Genomic DNA, 23,242 nt, shown 5'->3' on the forward strand with positions numbered 1-23,242 from the left:
TCTTGATAAACTAGTCAAAACGCCTTTGCCAACTATGATGCACAGCCTCGCTTTGCAACCCAAAGTGTTCCTTTTCATTTTCATGCTTATTTCTACTTTTTACTTTTTGAGTGTCAAGGTCATATTCATAATATTTAACTAAAGAAGCATCATAATTTTTCATTGATATATCTCGAAACCTATCCATTTGCCTGTATGGATAGTGAGGACTTAACCAGCATCCCTCTCCTTGCCATTTCATGACTTTCTTCGTTGATGGATTTTCTATAAAACAGATTTCAACGCCATCTCCCATGGTGCTAACAACCCCACTCGTTGCTGTAACTCTAATGTTTCTACCTTTTTTTCCTAAATAGTCCACCAACTCTGTTACAAAACTTTCGCTAAATTCAATTAATCCACTTTCTTGATTGAACTCAGCCCTCTCTTCACCGACATTACAACTTACCAGAGTGATTTTCGGACATGTTTTCCCTTTACAACCAACAGATGTTAACCATCGGTCAACCACTTCACCGAATTGTGCTCCTGACATTCCGGCTATATGAGGTCCATGACCGTTTATAATAAGCTTACTGTTATCTGTAAAAGGCTTTTTACCTATCCTGATAGGTTCTATTCGACCGTATCTGTCAAAAATATTCTTTCCTAAAGTCACAAAATATGCGCCTTTTTTACTAGTCATATGAGGATGATTTCTTCTCAGTCGTCCCTCATCATCTTGAATCAGCAAATACGTAAGGTTGTCGTATTTTTTCACTGGCGCATCTTCAAATTTTTGCACTTTGGTACAAATATAAGCTAGAGCTGCATAATTGTTCTGCTCTACGGCTGCTTCGAATAGGTGGTCTACATGTGTAACGCCATCTACAAATCCATTTTGGGTAAGAAACTCTTGATATTTAGCCTTATCCAGAAAAAAATCTCGGTCTCCGATGTCTGTATGAATGACTTTATTACTAGGCCTTGCCATAGGAGGCTGATGAATTTGTTGTGGCCTTTTTGGTTCAGTAACTTGAGGACCATTAAGCGTATATTGACTGACATAACCTGGACGGGGAGCGGCTGTGTTTCTTACCTGATGAACCGGAGTCAATGGCTTGTGCTGACGACAAAGATATTTATTGCCTATATCAGAACCTTCAAGGCCTTCCCATAAAGGTGAACCAGGTATTACGCCATCTAAAGGCCTCTTACCAGCTTGATTTCTTTTATCCAAATCACAATGATGTAAAAGTGTTAGTGCTATACCTGATTGCCCTTTTTCAACAGCTCGATGCAAAAGCGAGCTACCCTTTTCGTCTAAAGCACCTAATTTAGTTTTATTCCAATTTACATTTGTCACCCAATTTACAATACGCTCATTATTTTGCTCAATTCCAAGATCTACCAGTCGGTACCCATAGAGTTGGCACAAAGAGTGAGCCGCTTCTGAATCAATGGAAATAACATGGTCGGTCAATGTTAGTAAACGTTTTTCATCCCCTTTCTGAAACGCTGAAAACGCTGAGTAGACAACAATGTTTATCGCACTACATCTTTTAGTCTTAGGAGTTTTAATTTTTTCTCCGCTGAAGAATTTTTTATACAGTAATTCATTCACAACAGCGCTATTTCGATAGTTAATGACGATATCGTCAAGCGCTTCCCAGTATCCTTTATCTATGCAATATTCGACTAAATTGGTGCCTTTTATCCTGATATCAAGAATATCGACACTATGATTTCTAAGCTTAGAAACCAGTACTTTTACAGATTCGTTTTCATCAAACCGAGTTCTATTAGGCACTAATTTGGCAATGGCTCTAATGCCTGGTTCCTCGCTTAAAACCCAATTTATTACTGTGACATTTTTCTTTTCTAATGCTGTAAAGAGTAATTGAGTTGAATCATGCTCTCCGAGGTATTCATATAATTTTTCAGGCCCAAACACTTTAGGAAATTTTAAAAACTGTGCAATCATTCCAATGTTATTTTTTTGAATTTCATCAATAAAACATTTTTTCACTAGGCTAGGATTATTACTTTGAAAATTTATAAGCTCAGCAAAGTTATTGTCAGCTAAAGCTCTTAAAAATCGTCTTTGCTCGACATCATCACTCAAGCCTATTTTTGTGTGTTTTTCTGCTTCAAGAGTCGTTGTGGGGAAATTGTTGACGACTCGGAAGCCTAAGTACAGTTTATTATCTTGAGACGAAAACGGAGGCTCTCTCAACAACGATGGTGATGTAAACACTTGAACCTGATGATCACTGGCTCCAAACTCTCGATTTGTGTGTGATGACGCTGAATGTTCTTTTCTCCCAACAATTGACGCCCTGACCTTTTCACTATAATTGCATCCAGCAAAAATAAGCGTATCGATTTTTTCGTGATTCAATTTGTCATGAAACTGCTGCTCCGAAAATATAGAATACTGTTGTAACTCGATGTATTTAGCCTCAGCTTGACGGAGTCTTTCCCTGATAGAATCTGGAAGACATATCTTTCTATCATCAAAGTCATTTCTTTTTGCAAACACAACGATGGGGATATTCCTTAACTCACATAGTCCAATCATTGATATCAGCTCTTGCGTTTGCTCTTCTAGAACCGGAAAAAACATACAAAGATTAAATCGATGTCCTGCACTTATTGCAGCATCGACTTGTTCTATCAAGGGTTGAGACTGATCTGCAGCGAAGTAAGGGCTTGTAATATGTACTGAGTTGCAACTATTAGGCGGTATGTTGTCTTGATGGTAATGATATTTATGTTCAGCTAGAGGCTTTGAAGCGGTACTTACACTGCTATACATTGCCTTCTACCTAAAATTGAAAGTGGTTACTTTTATTTTTCAAATTATTGGTAAAACAGCAAGTTAATTTGACTTAATCTTTGGTTTACAAAAAGCCGGCTATAACGCCGGCTCAATAAAATGGCATCTCAAACTAAGGTGTTTCTACAATAGCCTTAGCCTTGTAGTGCTCAGGTTTCAATCCCATATATTCAGGTAATGATGTACCAACAGAAATGGAAGACCAAGTCCCTGTTAACACCCCGATGAACATCGCTATTGAAAAGCCTTTCAATGGCTCACCGCCCATGATCCAGAGTGCTACAATGGTCATCAATGTCGTCCCCGAAGTCACCATGGTTCTTGAGAATGTGGCTCCAACCGCTTGATTATTAATATCGGTCACGGCCCCATTAGGTTTAGCAATCAGCAACTCCCTGATCCTATCAGCAATAATAATCGAGTCATTCAGTGAGTAACCTAATATCGCAAGGATGGCAGCTAACACTGTGAGATTGAATTCCATTTGCGAAAACGCAAAAAATGCCAAGACAAAAATTACATCATGCAAAAGAGCAAATAACGCCCCTGACGCCAACCGCCATTCAAAACGGAAACTCAAATACCCTAAAATACAAAGTACTGAGACAAGCAGCGCTAACCCACCTTGGTTGGCTAACTCTTTACCTACTTGCGGTCCAACAATACTAGTATTAAGAATTTGGACATCTGAGCCTAAAGGCTTCAGTACGTCTTTTAAATCAGCGCGTTTCTTTCCAGCTTGTACATCGGAATACCTCAAAACCCAACGTCCAGGCTCACTGGCTGATATCACTGTTACGTCTTGGTTGTAGGCTTTATTCAACAGCGGATGCATTTGCTTAGGAGTGATGTTTTTAGCAATTTGAATCTCTGAAACGACTCCCCCCGTAAAATCTAGCCCCCAATTAAGACCATTCGTTACTATGACGGTTATCGACAAAATCATTGCCACTACAGAAACAACACTGGTCATGTAGCGAAGCTTAGTGGCATTCGTTTTAATAAATTCTTTTATACTCATAATTACACCCTCACTTCACGACTTGTGTTACGACCATATACGGCATTAATTATCGCCCTTGAAGCGAAAATCCCGGTATACATACTGGTTATCAAACCTAGACCTAAGGTAAGTGCAAAGCCTTGAATTGGGCCATTACCGATAGCATAAAGCACTACGGCTGTAATTAAGGTTGTAAAGTTTGCATCAAAAATAGTCGAAAAAGCACTATCAAAGCCAGTATCAATCGCACCAGCAAAACTTCGCCCTTCTTTGAGTTTGTCCCGTATTCGCTCGAATATCAGCACGTTGGTATCTACGGCCATACCTACAGTTAACACTAACCCGGCAATCCCCGGAAGCGTTAATACCGCACCTGGAATAAGCGTAATTAAACCAAATAGAATGATCATATTACTTAACAATGCAATATTTGCGACCCAGCCTAAACGACGATACCAAAGTGCCATAAACGTCAGCGTTACTGCCAAACCTAAGGCCAATGCTTTGATGCCATTATCAATGTTCTCAGCACCTAAACTTGGGCCGATGGTTCTTTCTTCGACGATAGTAACGGGAGCAGTCATTGAACCAGCTCTCAACAATAATGCTAATTGTTGAGCCTGCTGCATGCTACCGACCCCCGTAATCTCAAATCGAGAACCTAACTGACTTTGAATGGTTGCAATGCTGATAATATGCGTATTTTGCTTAGAACGACCATTTTCATCGCGAGTATACTCACTGAATGAGGTTGCCATTGGCTTACCAATATGTGAGCGAGAGAAATGTGACATCATGGTGCCACCAGCACTGTCTAGGGTGATATCAACTTTTGCTAACCCTAATCGACTCACTGAAGTACGAGCATCAACAATATGATCACCACCTAATACAGGCCGACGAGCGACGTATACTGGACGACCGTTTTGATCATTAATCACCTGCGCATTAACAGAGCCCTCTTCCTTTACAGCATAAAAAGCTAAACTTGCTGTTGCGCCTATCACTTTTTTAGCCGAAGCAGGATCTTGTACACCCGGTAGCTCAATGCGGATACGATGATCACCTTGGCGTTGAACTAAAGCTTCTGTGATTCCGAGCTGTTCGATACGGCTTCGCATAATTTGAAGGTTTTGTTGGACCGTCATGTTGCGCAAGTTAATGCGCTCTTTGTCTTTTAGGTACATACGTACACCGCCTGGAGCACTAGCAACTTGCCACAGTGGATACTCTTTCCCCATAAATTTTCTTACTGCCGTTAATGCGTCATCTGATGTTGATTGAGCATCAATGTTTTCATCGTGTCCTTGATGAAAGCTCACACCACGAATGTGTTCATGTCGTAAGTTAGTTCTTAAATCATCGATTAGGGCTACACCTTGATTGTGGTAAACCACATCAACGTCCACATCAAGAAGGAACTGCACGCCACCACGTAGATCCAAGCCAAGTTTAATTGGCGTAAAACCCATCTCAAGTAACCACTTAGGAGCAGCTGGCGAAAGCGCTAAAGTGACACCGTCAGAATCTTTGACATTCTTCATCAATAAATCTTTGGCATCCGTTTGTTGCTTTTGATTTTGCAACACAATGACACGACCATTATCGTTATCATCAATGCGCTTGACTGGGATTTTGGCATCTTTTAGCAGTTTTTGTGTTTGCTTAATCGAAAGCTCTTGTCGGGCTTTCGAACCGAGCTGAACCGCACCATCTTCTCCATACCAAGAAGGTATCGAACTTAACAGCATGACAATGACGGAAACTGCAACTAGATAGTACTTCCAACGAGCAGTGACATTTAACACTCTCGCATTTCGAGTTTGTCTCATAATAAATCTCTTCAATCCTTAACAAAGAGGATCAAGCCATGTGCTGAATGCACATCACTCAATTAATAATAGTTGTTGTTTTTAAATAGGAAGAAGAAATGTCAGGCTTGTTGAATTTGACGATAGATAATATTGGACTCTTTCCAAGCATTAAGCCTAGAAGGTGTGGAATCTTTTGAAAGCACCCAATTTAAACTTGGACTAAAAGGTACTTTATAGTTTTTATCTAGCTCCGATGACGGTGGAGCATTAATTTCAAAGGCAAGCACATAATCGGCCTGTGCCCCTTCAAAACTGAATTGAATGAGAGATAAATAACGTAAACTAATTGGCGCCGTGAACTTCAAATCATCATTGATATGAATTTTACTTTTTATTGGTTCGGACTTTATAAAATGTAAATTGAAATGTGAGGTTTCAGATTTAAGATGCTGAATATCTTGGCTAAAAACATGAGAAATCTTACTGATTTCATTTATCGATGAAGAGAGTGAGTTTGAAGAAAGTTGATTGAAAAAAGTCAAAGACACGCAAGCACAAATCACCAATATACAAAATTGGGCAATGAGGTACTTTACAGAAAATATGTGCTCTTTAATCAAAATAACTCGAGAAATGATTACTTGAACATATTCTAACCATATATTTTGAAAAACAATAGTTTGTTTTTAAGGTAATTCAATTTAAGTACAGCTAGTGATAGTGATACAGACACTCCACATATCCTCAGTATTTAGCCTTATTAACAATTATTTCAAATACATCAGGTTAATTTTAAACTGTTACTACTCGCTCTCAAGTTTGTTGAATAGTATGGCCGAACTTCTTCCTTCTACTCAAAATACCTCATGTTTGGTACCTGACTTTTTAGAAAGATGCTCAAAACTCTCAGAGGGAAAAAGCTATACGTTTTCTGATAGTGGATCAGAATATGTAATTTCTGTAAACGGTGGGGTATTGGAGCTTTCAGAACAAGAGTTATTACCTAAGACTCTTATATACGAAGTAATGCGAGCTTACGGTGATCCTTTTTTACAATTCATAAGCATTCAAAACGGGTATGAAGACTCGATAATTTTAGGCGAAAAACTACTGGCGTCATGTCCTAATGAAGGTAGAGGAATGTATTTAAATAGCCTAACACAACAAAGAAGGGTTAAAGTTCTTACAAAAGCTATAGTGAAAATTGAAAACAATCAAACTCTACCTGAAGAGGAGCAGGCTCCCTATGAAGTTGATGAATTCTTTTCACTGTTAACAAGAAGGCAACAAGATCTCTCCAGAGATTATTTAGCAGAGCGTGGTCGCAGATATAATCCACCCCAGAGACAAGTTGACGAACATTTATAAAAAAGGCTAGTTTTATTGCAGGATTTATAATGCGTATTAATTATTTCAAATAAACTGCATAATGAAAAACTAATACGCATAAAATGAATGTTTGTAGTCTAATTAAATATACTCAACAGTAACAATTTCAAACTCAGTAATGCCACCTGGAGTTTGAATACCAACTTCATCACCTTCCATCTTGCCAATTAATCCACGAGCAATTGGAGAGTTAACCGAAATAAGATTTTCTTTGATATTCGCTTCGTCGTCGCCCACGATTCGGTATGTAACTTCTTCATCGGTATCCAGATTTAGAATTGTTACAGTGACGCCAAAAATGACTTTACCTGTGTTTTCCATTTGCGTCACATCAATGATTTGAGAATGAGAAAGCTTACCCTCGATGTCACGAACTCGAGCTTCACAAATGCCTTGCTCTTCACGAGCAGCATGGTATTCCGCATTTTCTTTAAGGTCACCAAGCTCTCTTGCTTCTGCAATCGCTTCAGAGATTTTTGGGCGGCGTTCGAACTTTAATTCATCAAGCTCCTTGCGCAAAGCCTCTGCGCCAACAACAGTCATTGGAACCTTATTCATAATAACGGACACTCCATTAAGCAATAAAAACCCGTGCCATAACAAACGATGACACAGGGTTTAAGTAATTTTGAATTTAATATTGCAGTAAGCTTAACCCAAAAATGCAACTTTGTGCCAGCAAATTCACTGATAAAGCTGATAAGTGAACACGCTATTCATGCCTTCGTAAACTAGCTAAAACATCCTCTGCTCTTAACTGGGACATGGCAACATAAGCAATCGGTACCACAAACAAAGAGAAAAACGTTCCTGCGAGTAACCCACCCACTAATACTAGGCCAATGTTCACTAAACCTAACGATCCTGGGCCTTCTGCTAGAGCGAGAGGAATTGCGCTTAAAATCATGGTTAATGATGTCATCAAGATAGGACGTAATCTAGACCTAGCACTTAAGATAGCAGCCTCTATAGCTGAGTAACCTTTGATCTGCTGTTTATTCGCAAACTCGACTAATAATATTCCGTGCTTAGTCACCAACCCAACCAAGGTTAATAGGCCAATTTGCGAGTAAATATTCAAACTTTGACCCGTAATGAATAAAGTAAATAAAGCTCCAACAAGGCAAAGTGGAACGGTCAATAAGATGATGAGTGGATCAGTAAAACTCTCAAATTGAGCTGCAAGAATTAAGTAAATAAATACCAAGGCAAGCAAGAAGAGGGACTGAGTACCGTTTTGAGAATCAATGAGATCTTTAATCACACCATTATAAAAAAATGATTGCGATTTATTCAGCTGAGTCGGCACATTTTCATCAATGAAATTCTTTATATCACTAGTGGAATATCCCGGAACTATATTCGCCGAAATTTCCGCACTATCGAGACCTCTATAGGTTTTAATACTCGATTCTGCTGTTGCTTCTTTTATTGAAACAAACTGACTCAGCGGTAAAGACGCTCCTGATTCAGAAGTGACATAAAGCTTATTAAGTACGTTAAAATCTCCTAATGATTTTTCATTCACTTGAACCAAAATTGCGTAGGTCTGATCATCTTTAGCATGTAAGTCGGCCGCTTTAAATGAACCTAAAAAAACAGATAGTGCGTTTGTTACATCTGAGTATTTCACCCCTGAGAGAGTGATAGCATTTGGATCGATACTGAGATCGTACCTAAGTTGATCACGCTTTAATGAGTTATTAACGTTGGTGACACCGGGATAGGTTTCTAACAGTTTCTGTACTTTTTGAGCTGAATCACTCAATGCCTGTCGGTCTCGTCTTAACGATGTAAGTTCAAGCACTACATTATCAGCAATATTTAAGTTATCAGCGTTATAAATCTTGAAGGATAAGTTATAAGCTGAAACAGTACTTTTCGCTTTATTGATTAAGTCTTTTATCACTTCATCAATCGTTTGCTCTCTTTCTTTCCATGATTTTAATAAGATAAAATTAAGCGGGTTACTTTCAATGAATGATAAATTTGTACGTACAGATGGTTCACCTTTGGTCAGATCATTAATTTGCCCTAAATGTTCCACATGATAATTTCGCCCAACGCCAGTGGGGCCAACAGCGGATACCATAATGAAACCTGAATCTTCTTTTGGAAGAAGAATTTTAGGTAAAGCCCAATATGCAATGCCTGCAACAATCACCAAGCAAACACCAATGCCTAACATGCGCTTTTTCCGGTTAATCCACTTTTCAAGAATAACGACGTAGCCATCGGTAAGCTTATGGAGCCAATCATTAACAAATTTAAACCAACTCGAATAATCGGTTGCAGGCTTAAGCAAATAGGCGCTCATCATTGGCGAAAGAGTTAAAGCCACCATTCCTGAGATTATCACTGCAGATGCTAATGTGAACGAAAACTGCTTGAATAAATCGACTGTCAGACCTGACATCAAGCCAATTGGAAAGTATACGGCTGCAAGGGTTAAAGTCATCGAAATCACAGGGAAGATGATTTCTTTACAACCTTTAACAGCGGCGTCAAAGGGCTTATCGCCTGCTTCAATATGCCGATAGCAGTTTTCAACAACCACAATCGCATCATCAACCACTAAGCCAATTGCCAAAATAATGGCCAAAATAGTCAGAACATTAATTGAAAATCCCAAGTACGACATCACTGCAAAAACACCAATTACACAAACTGGAATCGTGATGATTGGCACCGATGCTGCACGGATACTACCAAGGAAAACAAGTACCACAATTGATACTAATACGATCGCTTCAATCAGCGCTGAGAATCCTTCATGAATGGATGCTTTGATAAAGTCTGCTTGGTTATACACCAAGTCCATTTTTAATCCCTTCGGCAATTGCTTTTGCATTCCTCGCATCGCATCAGCAATCGCTGTAGAAACATCAACTGGATTTGCATTTCTTAAGGGGCGGATCTGAAGAGATAAACCAGGCACACCGTCAACCTTTAGGGCTGATGGATTCAGACTGTTTTCACCATAAACAACGTTGGCCACGTCAGAAACCCGAATAATACGGTCTTTATCTTGTCGAACAACGAGTCCTTTAACGTCATCAATGGTTTGAACTTGGGTAACTGGGTTCAAAGAAAAATTTCTAGACTTGCCGATAATGGCACCAGAGGTAAAGCCAGTATTGTAGGCTGTTAATGTATCAACAACCTCTTGAGCACCAATGTTGAGTTCTTTCATTTGTTCAGGGTTAAGCCAAACACGAACTGCTCGGTGAGAACCGCCATAAGGCCCCCAAACGGCTCCAACCCCAGGAACATGTTTAAATTGTGGCACCAGTTGTTGAGCGACATAATCATACATTTGCTGCGGAGTCATGCTGCCATCGTTTACAAATGTAATGACGTTACTACTACTGCCGCCTTTAGCTGAAATGTCATCCGTAACAACGGGCTTATCAATCATACTACTCGGAAAATCATCGATTGCTTCGATGCTCGAGCGCAGCTTATTCATCAAATTAGTGTATTCAATGTCTGTTGTGTCTGACGTAAATTTGATGCTTAAAGAACAATTACCAATATTACAATTGGTCGTCATCGTTTCGACTTTATCTAAGCCACCGACAGCTGCAATCAGCTTATCGCCAACATTAGAAGACATAAAATCAGCACTTGCACCGGGAACCGAAGCACTTACTGCGGCGGTATGAATACTATGATCGGGAAAGTATTGAATTTCTAACTTTTGGAAAGCTATAAGACCAAGCAACACTGCCATAATACTAAGAATTGAAGCAAAAATTGGATGTCGAATACAGACTTCAGGTAGCTGCATTACTTATTTTCTCCATTACTCTTAGTTGAATCATTGGACTCTGCTGCTTTTTTTGCATTAGCGCCATTCGCAGGTTGAACGTTAGGTAAAATACGAATCGTCGAATCTTCCTTTAAATTTTGCATCCCAGTCTTAACTATCGGCTCACCTTCTTTCACGCCTTTTGTGACAACAACAAAGCCGCTGTTCGTATTCTTGCCTAACGTGATCGGCCGCTTTTCGACTCGATTTTTATTTACGACCCAAACGAAACGCTTGTCGTTCTCTGCCACTACAGAATTTTGTGGAATAAGTAATTCACTAATGCGGTGTCCGAAATAGTGCTTAATATTGGCAAACATACCAGGAGCAAGGGCAAAATCAGGGTTATCAAGCTCAGATCTAACCGCTACGCGACCTGATTGCTCATCAATCGCTGGAGCGACATAATTCACCTTGCCATAGAAGACTCTATCTTTATAAGCATCAACAGTAACGCTGACTTTTTGATCTTTCTGTGCCTTACCAAAATCTTTTTGGCTTATCGCATAGCTGACTTCAACAGGGTTTAAACTGTATAAACGAACCAGTGCAGTGCCTGCGGCAATATGGCTGCCAACAGATTGCTGAAAAGTGGTGAGCTGCCCATCAAAAGGAGCAACAATCTGGTAATTACTGAGTGCGGCTTTTTTTTGTTGATAATCAGCTTTGGCTAAATCAACATTCTCTTTAGTTTCATCCACATTCTCTTTAGAAAGTGCGTAAGGTTCACGTTGAAGTAATTCATTAATTCTGGCCAGTTTGGTCTTAGCTAACGCCAGTGAACTCTTAGATTTGTCTAAATCAGCTTTCGCATCTGAATTGTCTAACTGAGCAATTAAATCACCCTTTCTGACTTTATCACCATTATGGAAAAAGATTTTGGTGATTTTATTATCTGCATTAAACGATAAGTCCGCAGAATCGATAGATTTAACTTTACCTACTTCCTGAACTACATCATAAAAATAGGCTTGTTTCACGTGCTCAACTGTAACGGCTACAGGCTGTGACTGCTTTTTATCATCAGCATGACTCGATAAAGAAAAACAAAAAAAAGAAAGTAAGCAAAAAGAAACTGTTTTAAAGACCTTTACAGACTTCACACTAGAATTACTATCCCACTTCGGCATGCAACTAACTCCTAGGTACAACATTCTAAACCGAACAATAATTAGGCAAGAATCATTGAGTTGCAAGCCTTTAATGCAATTCAATAAGAATAAATTTGCCTTATTGTCATAAGGTTATAGTAAGGTTTAATACTTGTGATTAGTATGATCCTAAAATTGATTTTTTGCTTAGAAAAGAAACAAAAAAGCTGCAATTAAGCAGCTTTTTTAATAGATACTGAAATCGAGTGATTCAGTTAGCCGATAAGGGCGTGTAACTCTTGTACTGAACGAACGGTGTTACGATCATCTGCACTATGTGCCATACAAGCGGCAAATGCAGCGTTCAATGTGGTTGTGTAATTCACTTTATGACGTAATGCTCCACGACGTAATTGACGAGAATCTTCAATCGCTTGACGACCTTCCGTTGTGTTCACCATATAGGTGTACTCGCCATTCTTGATGCGATCAAGAATGTGTGGGCGGCCTTCATGTACCTTGTTCACAAGACGTGGATTAATGCCCGCTTCACCAAGTACTACAGCAGTTCCGTGTGTAGCATCAAGCTCATACCCAAGCTCTATCATCATTTTAGCTAGCTTAACAACACGCTCTTTGTCACTATTGCGAACAGAAAGTAAAGCTCGACCTGACTTAGGTACTTCAGACGTCGCACCTAAACGCGCTTTTGCATAAGCTTCAGGGAAAGTAACGCCTGTTCCCATTACTTCACCCGTTGAGCGCATTTCAGGGCCTAACAGAGGATCAACACCCGGGAACTTGTTAAACGGCAGAACCACTTCTTTAACTGAGAACATCTCAGGAATCACTTCTTTAGTGAAACCTTGCTCGGCAAGACTTTGGCCAGCCATAACACGTGCAGCAATTTTCGCTAAAGGTACACCCGTTGCTTTTGAAACAAATGGTACCGTACGTGCAGCACGCGGGTTAACTTCAATCATGTAGATGTCGTTACCTTTAACCGCAAACTGTACATTCATCAGGCCTACAACGCCTAGTTCCAAAGCAAGCTTGCGCACATACTCACGCATGCGGTTTTGGATATCTTGACTTAAGCTGTATGGCGGCAGAGAACAACCTGAGTCGCCAGAGTGAACACCAGCTTGCTCGATGTGCTCCATAATCGCACCAACAACCACATCTTTACCATCAGATACAGCATCGATATCAACTTCAATTGCGTTATCTAAGAAGTGATCAAGAAGCACTGGTGAGTCATTAGAGACTTTTACTGCTTCCTTGAAGTAGCGCAGTAAATCGGTTTCATCGTAAACGATTTCCATCGCACGACCACCCAATACGTATGATGGACGAACCACTAATGGATAGCCGATACGTTCAGCAGCTTTAACTGCACCGTCAACGGTGGTTACTGTATCGTTTTGAGGTTGCTTAAGACCCAACGCTTCTACAGCAACTTGGAAACGCTCACGGTCTTCAGCACGGTCAATCGCATCAGGGCTCGTACCAATGACAGGTACACCTTCTTTCTCAAGGGCCTTCGCTAATTTAAGTGGCGTTTGACCACCGTACTGAACGATCACACCTTTTGGCTTTTCGATACGTACGATTTCAAGTACATCTTCTAGCGTAACTGGCTCGAAGTACAAGCGATCTGAAGTATCGTAGTCTGTTGATACGGTTTCAGGGTTACAGTTAACCATAATGGTTTCATAGCCGTCTTCACGCATAGCTAGTGCCGCATGTACACAACAGTAATCAAACTCAATACCTTGACCAATACGGTTAGGACCACCGCCTAATACCATGATCTTATCTTTGTCAGATGGCATCGCTTCGCACTCGTCTTCATAAGTCGAGTACATATAAGCCGTATCTGTTGAAAATTCAGCAGCACAGGTATCTACACGTTTGTAAACAGGCAGTACCTCTAAGCTGTTTCGCAATTTACGAATATCTTGTTCTGTCACTCGTAATAGTTCAGCGATACGTGAGTCAGCAAAACCTTTGCGCTTTAGCTTACGAAGCAATGCTTCATTAAGCTCAACAATCGAAAGGTCTTGAAGTTTTGATTCAAGCTTAATCAGATCTTCAATTTGCACTAAGAACCAAGGGTCAATTTGAGTCAATTTGAAAATAGCATCGACTGACAGACCTACACGGAATGCATCGGCAATATACCAAATACGATCAGAACCAGGATCTTGTAGCTCATAACGAATTTTTGAAATCGCATCTTGATCGTCAATATTAACCACTGGGTCAAAACCAGACTTACCGACTTCAAGTCCACGAAGTGCTTTTTGTAATGATTCTTGGAAAGTACGGCCAATTGCCATCACTTCACCCACAGACTTCATTTGTGTAGTCAGACGGTCATTGGAACCAGCAAACTTTTCAAAGTTAAAGCGTGGAATTTTAGTGACGACATAATCAATTGATGGTTCAAATGATGCAGGTGTTAGCCCACCTGTAATATCGTTCATCAGTTCATCAAGGCTATAACCAACGGCGAGCTTAGCGGCAACTTTTGCAATCGGGAAGCCTGTCGCTTTTGAAGCCAGTGCAGAAGAGCGAGAAACACGTGGGTTCATCTCGATGATAACCATACGGCCATCTTTCGGATTGATACCAAACTGTACGTTTGAGCCACCGGTTTCAACACCAATTTCACGTAATACCGCCATCGAAGCGTTACGCATGATTTGGTATTCTTTATCTGTAAGCGTTTGTGCTGGTGCAACTGTGATTGAGTCACCCGTATGAACACCCATTGGGTCGAAGTTTTCAATCGCACAAACAATGATGCAGTTGTCGTTTTTATCACGAACCACTTCCATCTCGTACTCTTTCCAACCAATTAATGACTCATCAATCAGCAGCTCATTCGTTGGAGAAAGCTCAAGACCTTTCGAGCATATCTCTTCGAACTCTTCTTTGTTATATGCGATACCACCACCGCTACCACCCATGGTGAACGAAGGACGGATGATACACGGGAAGCCTACCTGCTCAGCAACAGCGTGAGCTTCTTCCATGTTATGTGCCACGTCAGCACGAGGACATTCAAGACCAATTTTCTTCATTGCCTCGTCAAAACGTCTGCGATCTTCTGCCTTATCAATCGCATCGGCCGTGGCGCCAATCATTTCAACGTTAAATTCTTCTAGTACGCCTTTCGCTTCAAGCTCAAGTGCGCAGTTCAAAGCAGTTTGACCACCCATTGTTGGCAGCACAGCATCAGGACGCTCTTTAGCGATGATGTTACGCACAACTTCCCATTGAATTGGCTCGATGTAGGTAGCATCGGCCATTTCTGGATCCGTCATAATGGTTGCAGGATTAGAGTTAACCAAGATAACTCGATAACCTTCTTCACGCAGTGCTTTACATGCTTGAGCACCAGAGTAGTCAAACTCACAGGCTTGGCCGATAACGATCGGACCAGCACCTAGGATTAAGATACTTTTGATATCTGTACGTTTTGGCATTGTCTCTTATCCTCGATACTACTTATTGTTCAAACGAGCTTGTTCAATCAATTCGATGAAATGATTGAATAATGGTGCACAATCATGTGGTCCTGGGCTTGCCTCAGGGTGACCCTGGAAGCTAAACGCAGGTTTGTCCGTTAAGTGAATACCTTGCAATGAACCATCAAACAGTGACTTATGCGTTACTTTGATGTTTTCAGGTAGTGTTGCTTCATCAGCAGCAAAACCGTGGTTTTGGCTGGTGATCATCACTGTACCTTTTTCAATATCACTAACAGGGTGGTTAGCACCGTGGTGACCGAATTTCATCTTCAGAGTTTGTGCTCCGCTGGCTAGAGCAAGCAACTGATGTCCTAAGCAAATACCGAATACTGGAATATCAGTTTTTAAAATCTCTTGAATGGCTTCGATAGCATAATCACATGGCTCTGGATCACCAGGTCCATTGGATAAGAAGATACCATCAGGATTCATCGCCAAGACTTCACTTGCAGGCGTTTTAGCAGGGACAACAGTCACGTCACAACCACGGTCAACCAACATTCTTAAAATGTTGCGTTTAACACCGTAATCATAAGCTACAACTTTATATTTGAGTTCTGACTCCGGTGTATCTGATGGGTGACCACCAACTAAACGCCAACTACCGTTGCGCCAAGGGTAAGACTGCTCAGTAGTAACTTCTTTGGCTAAATCCATGCCTTTTAAACCTGGGAAGTTTTTCGCTTGCTCCAGTGCTTTATCAATATTCTCTTGTGTTGGCTTACCAACAAAGATGCAACCGGATTGAGCCCCTTTTTCCCTAAGGATACGAGTAAGTTTACGAGTATCAATATCTGCAATACCCACAACATTATTTGCTTTAAGGTAGTCACTCAATGATTGTTCATTACGGAAGTTACTCGCCATTAATGGCAAGTCTCGAATGATCAAACCACAAGCATGAATATGCTCTGATTCAACATCTTCTGAGTTAGTTCCGGTATTTCCAATGTGAGGGTAAGTAAGAGTGACGATTTGGCGAGAGTATGAAGGATCCGTTAGAATTTCTTGATATCCTGTCATGGAAGTGTTAAAAACGACTTCTCCGACGGAATAACCGTTAGCACCGATTGATGTGCCAGAAAAAACGGTTCCATCTTCGAGTACGAGTAAGGCAGACTGTGTCAACACGACCTCCGAAAGAGCCAAGTTACTGAAATATAATTATTTTTAATTCTGTTTTCATTACCAAATTTCAAAAAATATTGAAATTTTGGCAAATTGCGCAGATTTTACATTAAAAGTGTGACTTGATCCACAGATTTGACAATTTGTTAGCGCCATAACTTCCAGTATTAACTCATCACATTAAAATGCTTGCACATCAGTATCTTGCAGTAAAAATCTTTACTTTTTTTATTTCTTGATTTCGACAGCAAAAGAAATAAAGTCAATTAAATAAATAAGTTACGGACAACCATTGTATGCGCACCATAAAAGCCTGATTTTCAGAAAAGTGAGTACCATTTCTAGAACACTTGATTCGTTATAAGATCTAAAACTCACCATTAGACATATTGATTAAGTAACTTTTATTAGGAAGTAGTTAAAAGTGATAATTGTATTATTTTTGATAACAATCACTAGCTGGTTAGCTTGGAAAGCCATAAAAGAAAAATCTTGGAGTTTGCTACTTTACTTTGGTTTAGAACTCTATTTTGCATTCGTAGTGTTCTCAGCAAAGCTAGAGTAACCCACAACACGACGTTAATTATGTGGGTTACATTCTATGAACTATTTCGGTTCGAAATAATCCACTGAGATATTTTTTTCACTGCTTCTATAATCACCATTGTGATTTTTAGGTGCAAACCCCATCACTGTCATTCCGTTTTCAAGCGCTTCCATTCCGTGAAGTGTATAAGGGCTAACTGCACAAAAGTCGCCTTGCTTTAACGGTTTAATTTCTTCAGAACCTGGCACGATTCTATCGTCTTTAACTTGGGCGAGATGCAATTGTCCACTTCCTTTGATGATCACAAAAAAATCAAAATCTCCGAAGGTATGATAGTGGGTTGCTGCAGGACGATTTGGCGACATTTCGAAAGTAGTGACAGCATAATCACCGTAATCCACAAGGTGAGCTCTGAGTAAGCCAGTACCAGTAGTATCTTTTTCTTGTTGTAAAGCGTCGAAAATATTAATGACAGGGGGGTTATTCTGGTGCATATCTCGTTTCCATACTTTTGCTGACACAGTCAAAAGTATAGAAACGAACTATCAGACTTGCTTATTTATTTTAAACCTAACACTTGCTGCATATCATAAAGGCCTTCGGGTTGATTAACCAACCAAGTTGCCGCTCTCATTGCACCGTTTGCATAAGTCATTCGACTCGATGACTTATGGGTAATCTCAAGACGCTCACCTAACGTGGCAAATAACGCCGTATGATCACCAATCACATCGCCAGCTCTAATCGTAGCAAAACCAATCGTTTCTTTGTCGCGCTCGCCAGTGATACCTTCTCGACCATAGACAGCACACTTTTCGAGATCACGGTTTAAAGTGTCTGCTATCACTTCGCCCATTTTAAGGGCTGTACCTGACGGTGCATCTTTTTTATGACGATGGTGTGTTTCAATAATTTCGATATCCGATTGCTCACCAATGACTTGAGCAGCTGTTTCTAGAAGTTTCCACATCAGGTTTACACCAACAGACATATTTGGCGCTAATACAACTCTGGTTGCCTCCGCAGCATCAGCTATGGACTCTTTTTGTTCCTCAGAAAACCCAGTAGTACCGATAACGATACTTTTACTATTTTCCCTACACCACTGCAGATGCATCATTGTTGATTCTGGAGACGTGAAATCAATCAGAACATCAAAATCATCTTTTACGGTATCTAAAGAGTCATTAATTGATACATGCATCGTTCCGACGCCAGCTAATTCTCCAGCATCTGCGCCAATTAATGTTGAACCTTGCCGTTCGATCGCCGCACCTAATTGAATGTGTCCATCGTGTTTAGCTGCCTCTACTAATACACGGCCCATTCGTCCAGTAGTGCCAACTAATGCGATACGAACTTTGCTACTCATGTTATTTACCTTTCTTCAAACGAAAAAAAACGCCAATAAAATATTGGCGTTTACAGTAACTGATCTGTGCTTAAAAGCACAGAAATATTAAAGAATGTCTAATAGTTCAACTTCAAAAACTAGTGCTGAATGTGGAGGGATAGAACCACCTGCGCCACGCTCACCATAAGCTAATTCTGAAGGTACGAATAATTTAAGTTTAGTTCCAACTGGCATTAGTTGTAATGCTTCAGTCCAACCAGCAATTACACCTGATACAGGGAATTCAGCTGGCTGATCACGAACTACAGAGCTATCGAATACTTCACCATTGATGAATGTACCGTGGTAATGAGTACGAACTGTTGAATCAACAGTAGGCTTCTCACCTTCACCTTGCTTAAGAACTTCATATTGAAGGCCTGAATCAGTAACAATAACTTCTTCACGCTTAGCATTTTCTTCTAAGAATTTAATGCCTTCAGCTGCAGCAACTTCTGCTTTTTCTTCAGCTTCTTTTTGCATTCTTGAGTTAATTTCGTTAAATGCTGCTTCTAAGTCTTGATGAGAAACTTCACTTGCTTCACCAGAAAATGCAGCTGCTAAACCAGCTTGTACTGCAGAAATTTCCAAACCTTCAAATGGTTGTGCAGCAAGTTGCTGACCCATTTGTAAACCAATACCGTAGCTTGCTTGCTGCTCAACTGTGGTGTATTTATCTGACATAAGACTATTTACTCATCAGTGGTTAATAATAAATTCGGCGCAAGTCTATCACACTGGGGTAACAATAAGTAATACTTGTGAATATGATGAAAACGAAACAGATCAATGTAATTTATGATGGTGACTGTCCCATCTGTAAAGACTTCGTGCTAAAAAGAGAAGTTGAGCGAAATCAGTTCATCCTTCATTTTATTAATGCTCGTGATTTATCAGAACAAATAATTGAAGACTACCGGAATCAAGGCTACAACTTAAACCACGGAATGATTGTTCAATGTTCAGGTAAAGAATACTATGGTCATGCTGCTCTCGATATCATTATAAAAAGAAGCCAACATAAAAACATAATTAAACGTGTACTTGAAAAACTCTACTTAAAAATTAATTCAAAAAAAACCTATCGAGTACTTGTTTATTTAAGGCTATTATTATTGAAGATATTAGCTCGCTCTAAAATCTAAATATCTATACCTCAAAGGATTTAACTATAATACAGAACCTTTAAGCTGTTCGACGAAACTTACTTTTTGTACTCTTGTTTATTAATAAATCTGTTCCCGCTTTTTCAAGCTCTTCCCACAGTTCAGATGTCCAAATAATTGGAGACTCCAATCGCACTCTTTCAAATAATTTAGGAAAACTCTCAGCTGATAGTTGCTCCCATTGATTAATCGAAGAACATAAACATCGACTCAAATCATTCCAATTTCCCGCTCGAAATGTCGTCATTTCTGGATAGTCTTCACAGGCACCAACGCTATCTGAAGCGACAACAACCCCCCTGCGATTCAATAAACCATTAGTCAATATATACTCTTTAGCAACAAGATTCATTCCATCGGCGATAGACGGAATTATCATGATATCTGTATCAGCAAATGCTGCATACAGCTCCTTTCCATGTACACCGTTTTCGCTCAAAGTTAGCGAAATATTTTCGATTTTATTAACCGATACTAGTCTTTTAGCTTCTGCAAGAAGCTTATATATTTCGTCTTTATATTCTTGATAGCTTTTTAAATCCTGATACGCTGTTTGGCAGATAACAATGCTGAAAGTAATAGGTATTTTAGATTTAATTCTATGCGGGTTACTTAGAAGCTCACAAATCGCATTTAATAGAGTTGTTACCCCCTTGGTGTAATCAGTTCTAGAGATATGGGATATCTTTAATATTGGCTTTCTTGGTGAAAAATCATGTTTTATAGCATCTCGTATCAGTTCATCATTGACATGAATAGGGTGAACACAAACTTGAGTAGTTTTATCATGGAAACCAACCTTATTTGACGAATAAGAGTTTTCCTTAATTGCCAAAGTATGACCCCGTAGAGCTAGCAATACATTTTTTTGGTCTTTTGAAGTTTGCAAGGCAATAACGTCTGCATATCTAATAGCGTGTACAAGCTCATCTTGATAAGGAAAAACAGCTAAACCTTCAGTTGACCAGGGAATATGATGGAAATACCCCACTTTGATATCTGGCCTTATCAATTTCAAATACCCAATAGTGAGAATAAGGTTGTAATCATGAATCCATATATGGCTTCCTTTCGGTAAAGATTTAGCGATTACATTCGCAACGCTTTGATTAATTGATTTGTAGACTTCCCAGCTTTCAACACAATGCATGTATTTATCGACCAAATCATGAAAAACTGGCCATAACATCCCATGGGAAGCATTATGATAAAAAGCTTTATAGTCAGCTTCTGCTACCGTAATATTTCGCCAATGAATCATCGGGTGTCCAACAGTCGTTTCCGACTTACGAGGGTCAACAGATACACTGATGTAGTGGATCAGCTCGTCTTCTTGATATGCTTTAGGAGCAAACACCGTAGATAAAATGCCATTTGGATAACGTGACGTAACGAAAATTTCCAATGGCCGAATGTAGGAAATCGCTTTTACCACATGAGTGTTATAAGGTTCATCTGGCGATTCAAAATCAATAGTAAGTTTATTGCAAATACCTTCACAACCTGGTTTTTGTTGAATTTCTATATGAGCTTTTTCAATAATTGGCTGAAAACGAGAATCTTGTTTACCTGTAATTTCAGGTAATAACACACCTTGAACCCCACAAGTTAACATTGAGTAATCATTCCAACTATCACCAAATGCGATCGTATGTTTAGGTTCAATACCTAAATAAGCTAATACTTTAATTAAAGTAGAGCCTTTATTTACTCCTCGTGGAAGCACATCTAAATATTTATGATGAGAAATAAGGAAATCATACGGCAACTCATTTCCTTTGTGCTCAAAAACCTCAGCTATCATTTCAGCTTGTCTACTTTTAAACTCAAACGAGACCCTATTTCGACATTGCCCTCCTTGAACCTTGAACTCTACTAGGCAGGGTAATTGCTCTAGAACATCATCAATCGTAGGAATACTCGATTCAATGTTAAACCATGAATAAGGTTCCCCATCTTTTCGATAAACTGTAGCTCCTATATCAGAAATAATAATATCCGGCTCAGGTAACACGGGGTCATTTAAAATGGGTTCAAGTTGCTCGAAAGAGCGCCCTGTACAGAAAATAATTGCTGTATTCTGTGCTTTCTTTAAATATAGGGTTAGCGCACTCCTAGCAGACAAACTCCCCGCCAACAGGGTTCCATCAAGATCAAAAACTAATGCTCGATTATATTTAGGGCCATCCTTACCCATTTACTACTCCTTTATTTATCTATCCCTTTATATTTTGCATTCGAAGTCGCTTTGCTAAATAGAGTGCAAGACATAACCCAATAAACGCCATTGATGCTCCAACTAACTCAGGACTGTTACTCCGAAATCCATAAGCTAATGGAAGCCCGCCAAATAACGCTCCAAACGCATTCCCAATGTTAAAACTTGATTGACAAAGTGCCGCAGCAAGCACTTCTGCACGACCTGCTAAATTGATGATTAAAATATGCAAAGGACTAATAACAGCAAACGCTACTACACCAGCTAAGAAAGCCGTGACCATAGCTGCAAAGAAAATATGGGCGGTGAAATAAATCAATAGCCAGATACATACCATAGCACTGAGCAGCACCAGAACAACTGGCAGAGGATGAAACTTATCTGATAAACGCCCACCGATCCAATTACCACAAAGTGTACCAATGCCAGCTATTGACAGCACAATTGGGACTGTCGATTCATCCGCTTTTGTGACTTGCATGATTAAAGGTGCGATATATGTTGCCCATGCAAAATAGCCAGCACAACCTACGGCAATGATGCTCAATACCAACCAAATATCAAGCTGTTTTAGAAGTCCAAGATGAGGTGCTAGTTTTTGATGTTTATCACCTTCAACCTCAGGCAGCAAAATTACAAGTGCGAACAAGGCTAAAATTCCACAGCAAGTTGCAACGGCGTATGGCCATTGCCATGTTGCTATTTCTCCAACCCTCACAGCAATAGGAACAACTAAAAGACTGGAAAAGACTAGCCCACTGAACATAATCGCTATCGCCTGTGCAGCTTTAGTTTTATCTACCAGCCTTTTTGCGACGACAGCTCCTACACCAAAAAAAGCACCGTGAGGCAAGCCTGATAAGAACCGAAAAAAGGTAAATTCTAAAAAGTTTGAAGCCCAAATAGTCATAAAGTTAAATATGACAATTAGAGAAAGTAAAATGGTAAGCGTTCGCTTTGGAGTATAACGTCCTGTAAGAGTTACTAACAAAGGAGCTCCAACAACAACGCCTGTTGCATATGCGACCACAGCATATCCGGCTTGCGATACCGAAACCTGAAGCGCATTAGCGATTTCGGGCAAAATCCCCAAAGTCACAATTTCAGCAACACCTATGGTCATCCCCCCCAAGAAGAGCGGAAATAGCCTCCACAAGGTTGAAGATGAAACTTTATCTTTTAGGGTTACTGTACTGCTTTGCATAATGCTTCTATTAGCCCTTCAGAATACAATTTAGGAGCCTAGCAAGTGATAAGATTCAAGTATAGTTCAAGGTTAAGAAGAAATTTGGAGCGGATATGATTAAATGGAATCGAGGAAGTAG

General features: G+C 39.9%; 16 protein-coding genes. 2 read left to right on the forward strand and 14 right to left on the reverse strand.

What is annotated here, in order from left to right; genetic code table 11:
* Positions 1 to 10: 10 nt before the first annotated feature.
* The 4 genes from AC1EU2_RS03625 to AC1EU2_RS03640 all read right to left on the reverse strand — a co-directional run bounded on the left by AC1EU2_RS03625 (position 11) and on the right by AC1EU2_RS03640 (position 6,183).
* On the reverse strand, positions 11 to 2,659 hold the full coding sequence (locus AC1EU2_RS03625; RefSeq protein WP_480296620.1) for a hypothetical protein: 2,649 nt from the start codon (positions 2,657 to 2,659) through the stop codon (positions 11 to 13).
* A gap of 271 nt (positions 2,660 to 2,930) precedes the next feature.
* A complete protein-coding gene (gene secF, locus AC1EU2_RS03630) occupies positions 2,931 to 3,839 on the reverse strand; it encodes a protein translocase subunit SecF (RefSeq protein WP_480296621.1) in 909 nt (302 codons plus the stop codon).
* Positions 3,840 to 3,841: 2 nt separating this feature from the next.
* Positions 3,842 to 5,653, reverse strand: coding sequence for a protein translocase subunit SecD (secD, locus tag AC1EU2_RS03635; protein WP_480296622.1), 1,812 nt, complete (start codon positions 5,651 to 5,653; stop codon positions 3,842 to 3,844).
* Between the two features lie 101 nt (positions 5,654 to 5,754).
* A complete protein-coding gene (locus AC1EU2_RS03640; protein WP_480296623.1) occupies positions 5,755 to 6,183 on the reverse strand; it encodes a hypothetical protein in 429 nt (142 codons plus the stop codon).
* Positions 6,184 to 6,466: 283 nt separating this feature from the next.
* On the opposite strand from AC1EU2_RS03640, the gene AC1EU2_RS03645 reads away from it, so the two are divergent.
* Positions 6,467 to 7,003, forward strand: a complete 537-nt coding sequence (locus tag AC1EU2_RS03645; protein ID WP_480296624.1) for a hypothetical protein — start codon at positions 6,467 to 6,469, stop codon at positions 7,001 to 7,003.
* A 102-nt stretch (positions 7,004 to 7,105) separates the two neighbouring features.
* Here the strand turns inward: AC1EU2_RS03645 and greA are convergent, their stop codons facing one another.
* From greA to bamJ, 8 genes are all read right to left on the reverse strand, one after another.
* Entirely contained in the window at positions 7,106 to 7,582 is a 477-nt protein-coding gene (gene greA, locus AC1EU2_RS03650; protein ID WP_480296625.1) for a transcription elongation factor GreA, read from the reverse strand.
* Between the two features lie 154 nt (positions 7,583 to 7,736).
* Complete coding sequence (locus AC1EU2_RS03655; RefSeq protein ID WP_480296626.1) at positions 7,737 to 10,814, reverse strand: efflux RND transporter permease subunit; 3,078 nt, start codon at positions 10,812 to 10,814, stop codon at positions 7,737 to 7,739.
* Positions 10,814 to 11,965, reverse strand: a complete 1,152-nt coding sequence (locus AC1EU2_RS03660; RefSeq protein ID WP_480296627.1) for an efflux RND transporter periplasmic adaptor subunit — start codon at positions 11,963 to 11,965, stop codon at positions 10,814 to 10,816. The genes AC1EU2_RS03655 and AC1EU2_RS03660 overlap by 1 nt, the downstream gene beginning before the upstream one ends.
* A gap of 236 nt (positions 11,966 to 12,201) precedes the next feature.
* A complete protein-coding gene (carB, locus tag AC1EU2_RS03665) occupies positions 12,202 to 15,420 on the reverse strand; it encodes a carbamoyl-phosphate synthase large subunit (protein ID WP_480296628.1) in 3,219 nt (1,072 codons plus the stop codon).
* A gap of 18 nt (positions 15,421 to 15,438) precedes the next feature.
* Positions 15,439 to 16,593, reverse strand: coding sequence for a glutamine-hydrolyzing carbamoyl-phosphate synthase small subunit (carA, locus tag AC1EU2_RS03670; protein ID WP_480296629.1), 1,155 nt, complete (start codon positions 16,591 to 16,593; stop codon positions 15,439 to 15,441).
* Between the two features lie 606 nt (positions 16,594 to 17,199).
* Positions 17,200 to 17,634 carry a cupin domain-containing protein gene (locus tag AC1EU2_RS03675; protein WP_480296630.1) on the reverse strand — a complete coding sequence of 145 codons (435 nt, stop codon included), beginning with the start codon at positions 17,632 to 17,634 and terminating at the stop codon, positions 17,200 to 17,202.
* A gap of 65 nt (positions 17,635 to 17,699) precedes the next feature.
* Positions 17,700 to 18,512, reverse strand: a complete 813-nt coding sequence (gene dapB, locus AC1EU2_RS03680) for a 4-hydroxy-tetrahydrodipicolinate reductase (protein ID WP_480296631.1) — start codon at positions 18,510 to 18,512, stop codon at positions 17,700 to 17,702.
* A gap of 87 nt (positions 18,513 to 18,599) precedes the next feature.
* Entirely contained in the window at positions 18,600 to 19,217 is a 618-nt protein-coding gene (gene bamJ, locus AC1EU2_RS03685; protein ID WP_204998751.1) for a BamJ family beta-barrel-assembly machinery protein, read from the reverse strand.
* A gap of 86 nt (positions 19,218 to 19,303) precedes the next feature.
* On the opposite strand from bamJ, the gene AC1EU2_RS03690 reads away from it, so the two are divergent.
* Positions 19,304 to 19,678, forward strand: a complete 375-nt coding sequence (locus AC1EU2_RS03690) for a thiol-disulfide oxidoreductase DCC family protein (protein ID WP_480296632.1) — start codon at positions 19,304 to 19,306, stop codon at positions 19,676 to 19,678.
* Positions 19,679 to 19,718: 40 nt separating this feature from the next.
* Here AC1EU2_RS03690 and AC1EU2_RS03695 read toward each other — a convergent pair whose 3' ends face one another.
* Positions 19,719 to 21,896, reverse strand: coding sequence for an HAD-IIB family hydrolase (locus AC1EU2_RS03695; protein ID WP_480296633.1), 2,178 nt, complete (start codon positions 21,894 to 21,896; stop codon positions 19,719 to 19,721).
* A 19-nt stretch (positions 21,897 to 21,915) separates the two neighbouring features.
* Positions 21,916 to 23,121: an MFS transporter gene (locus AC1EU2_RS03700; protein ID WP_480296634.1), complete on the reverse strand. Its 1,206-nt coding sequence runs from the start codon at positions 23,119 to 23,121 to the stop codon at positions 21,916 to 21,918.
* Between the last annotated feature and the right edge of the window lie 121 nt (positions 23,122 to 23,242).

Source organism: Parashewanella sp. 2304DJ23-3 (genome assembly GCF_056591695.1).

What these genes read in the sequence shown, in the direction of transcription:
- secF (WP_480296621.1), bottom strand. Translation starts at nt 3,839, where the DNA reads ATGAGTATAAAAGAATTTATTAAAACGAATGCCACTAAGCTTCGCTAC.
- secD (WP_480296622.1), bottom strand. Translation starts at nt 5,653, where the DNA reads ATGAGACAAACTCGAAATGCGAGAGTGTTAAATGTCACTGCTCGTTGG.
- AC1EU2_RS03645 (WP_480296624.1), top strand. Translation starts at nt 6,467, where the DNA reads ATGGCCGAACTTCTTCCTTCTACTCAAAATACCTCATGTTTGGTACCT.
- greA (WP_480296625.1), bottom strand. Translation starts at nt 7,582, where the DNA reads ATGAATAAGGTTCCAATGACTGTTGTTGGCGCAGAGGCTTTGCGCAAG.
- AC1EU2_RS03655 (WP_480296626.1), bottom strand. Translation starts at nt 10,814, where the DNA reads ATGCAGCTACCTGAAGTCTGTATTCGACATCCAATTTTTGCTTCAATT.
- AC1EU2_RS03660 (WP_480296627.1), bottom strand. Translation starts at nt 11,965, where the DNA reads ATGCCGAAGTGGGATAGTAATTCTAGTGTGAAGTCTGTAAAGGTCTTT.
- carB (WP_480296628.1), bottom strand. Translation starts at nt 15,420, where the DNA reads ATGCCAAAACGTACAGATATCAAAAGTATCTTAATCCTAGGTGCTGGT.
- AC1EU2_RS03675 (WP_480296630.1), bottom strand. Translation starts at nt 17,634, where the DNA reads ATGCACCAGAATAACCCCCCTGTCATTAATATTTTCGACGCTTTACAA.
- dapB (WP_480296631.1), bottom strand. Translation starts at nt 18,512, where the DNA reads ATGAGTAGCAAAGTTCGTATCGCATTAGTTGGCACTACTGGACGAATG.
- bamJ (WP_204998751.1), bottom strand. Translation starts at nt 19,217, where the DNA reads ATGTCAGATAAATACACCACAGTTGAGCAGCAAGCAAGCTACGGTATT.
- AC1EU2_RS03690 (WP_480296632.1), top strand. Translation starts at nt 19,304, where the DNA reads ATGAAAACGAAACAGATCAATGTAATTTATGATGGTGACTGTCCCATC.
- AC1EU2_RS03695 (WP_480296633.1), bottom strand. Translation starts at nt 21,896, where the DNA reads ATGGGTAAGGATGGCCCTAAATATAATCGAGCATTAGTTTTTGATCTT.
- AC1EU2_RS03700 (WP_480296634.1), bottom strand. Translation starts at nt 23,121, where the DNA reads ATGCAAAGCAGTACAGTAACCCTAAAAGATAAAGTTTCATCTTCAACC.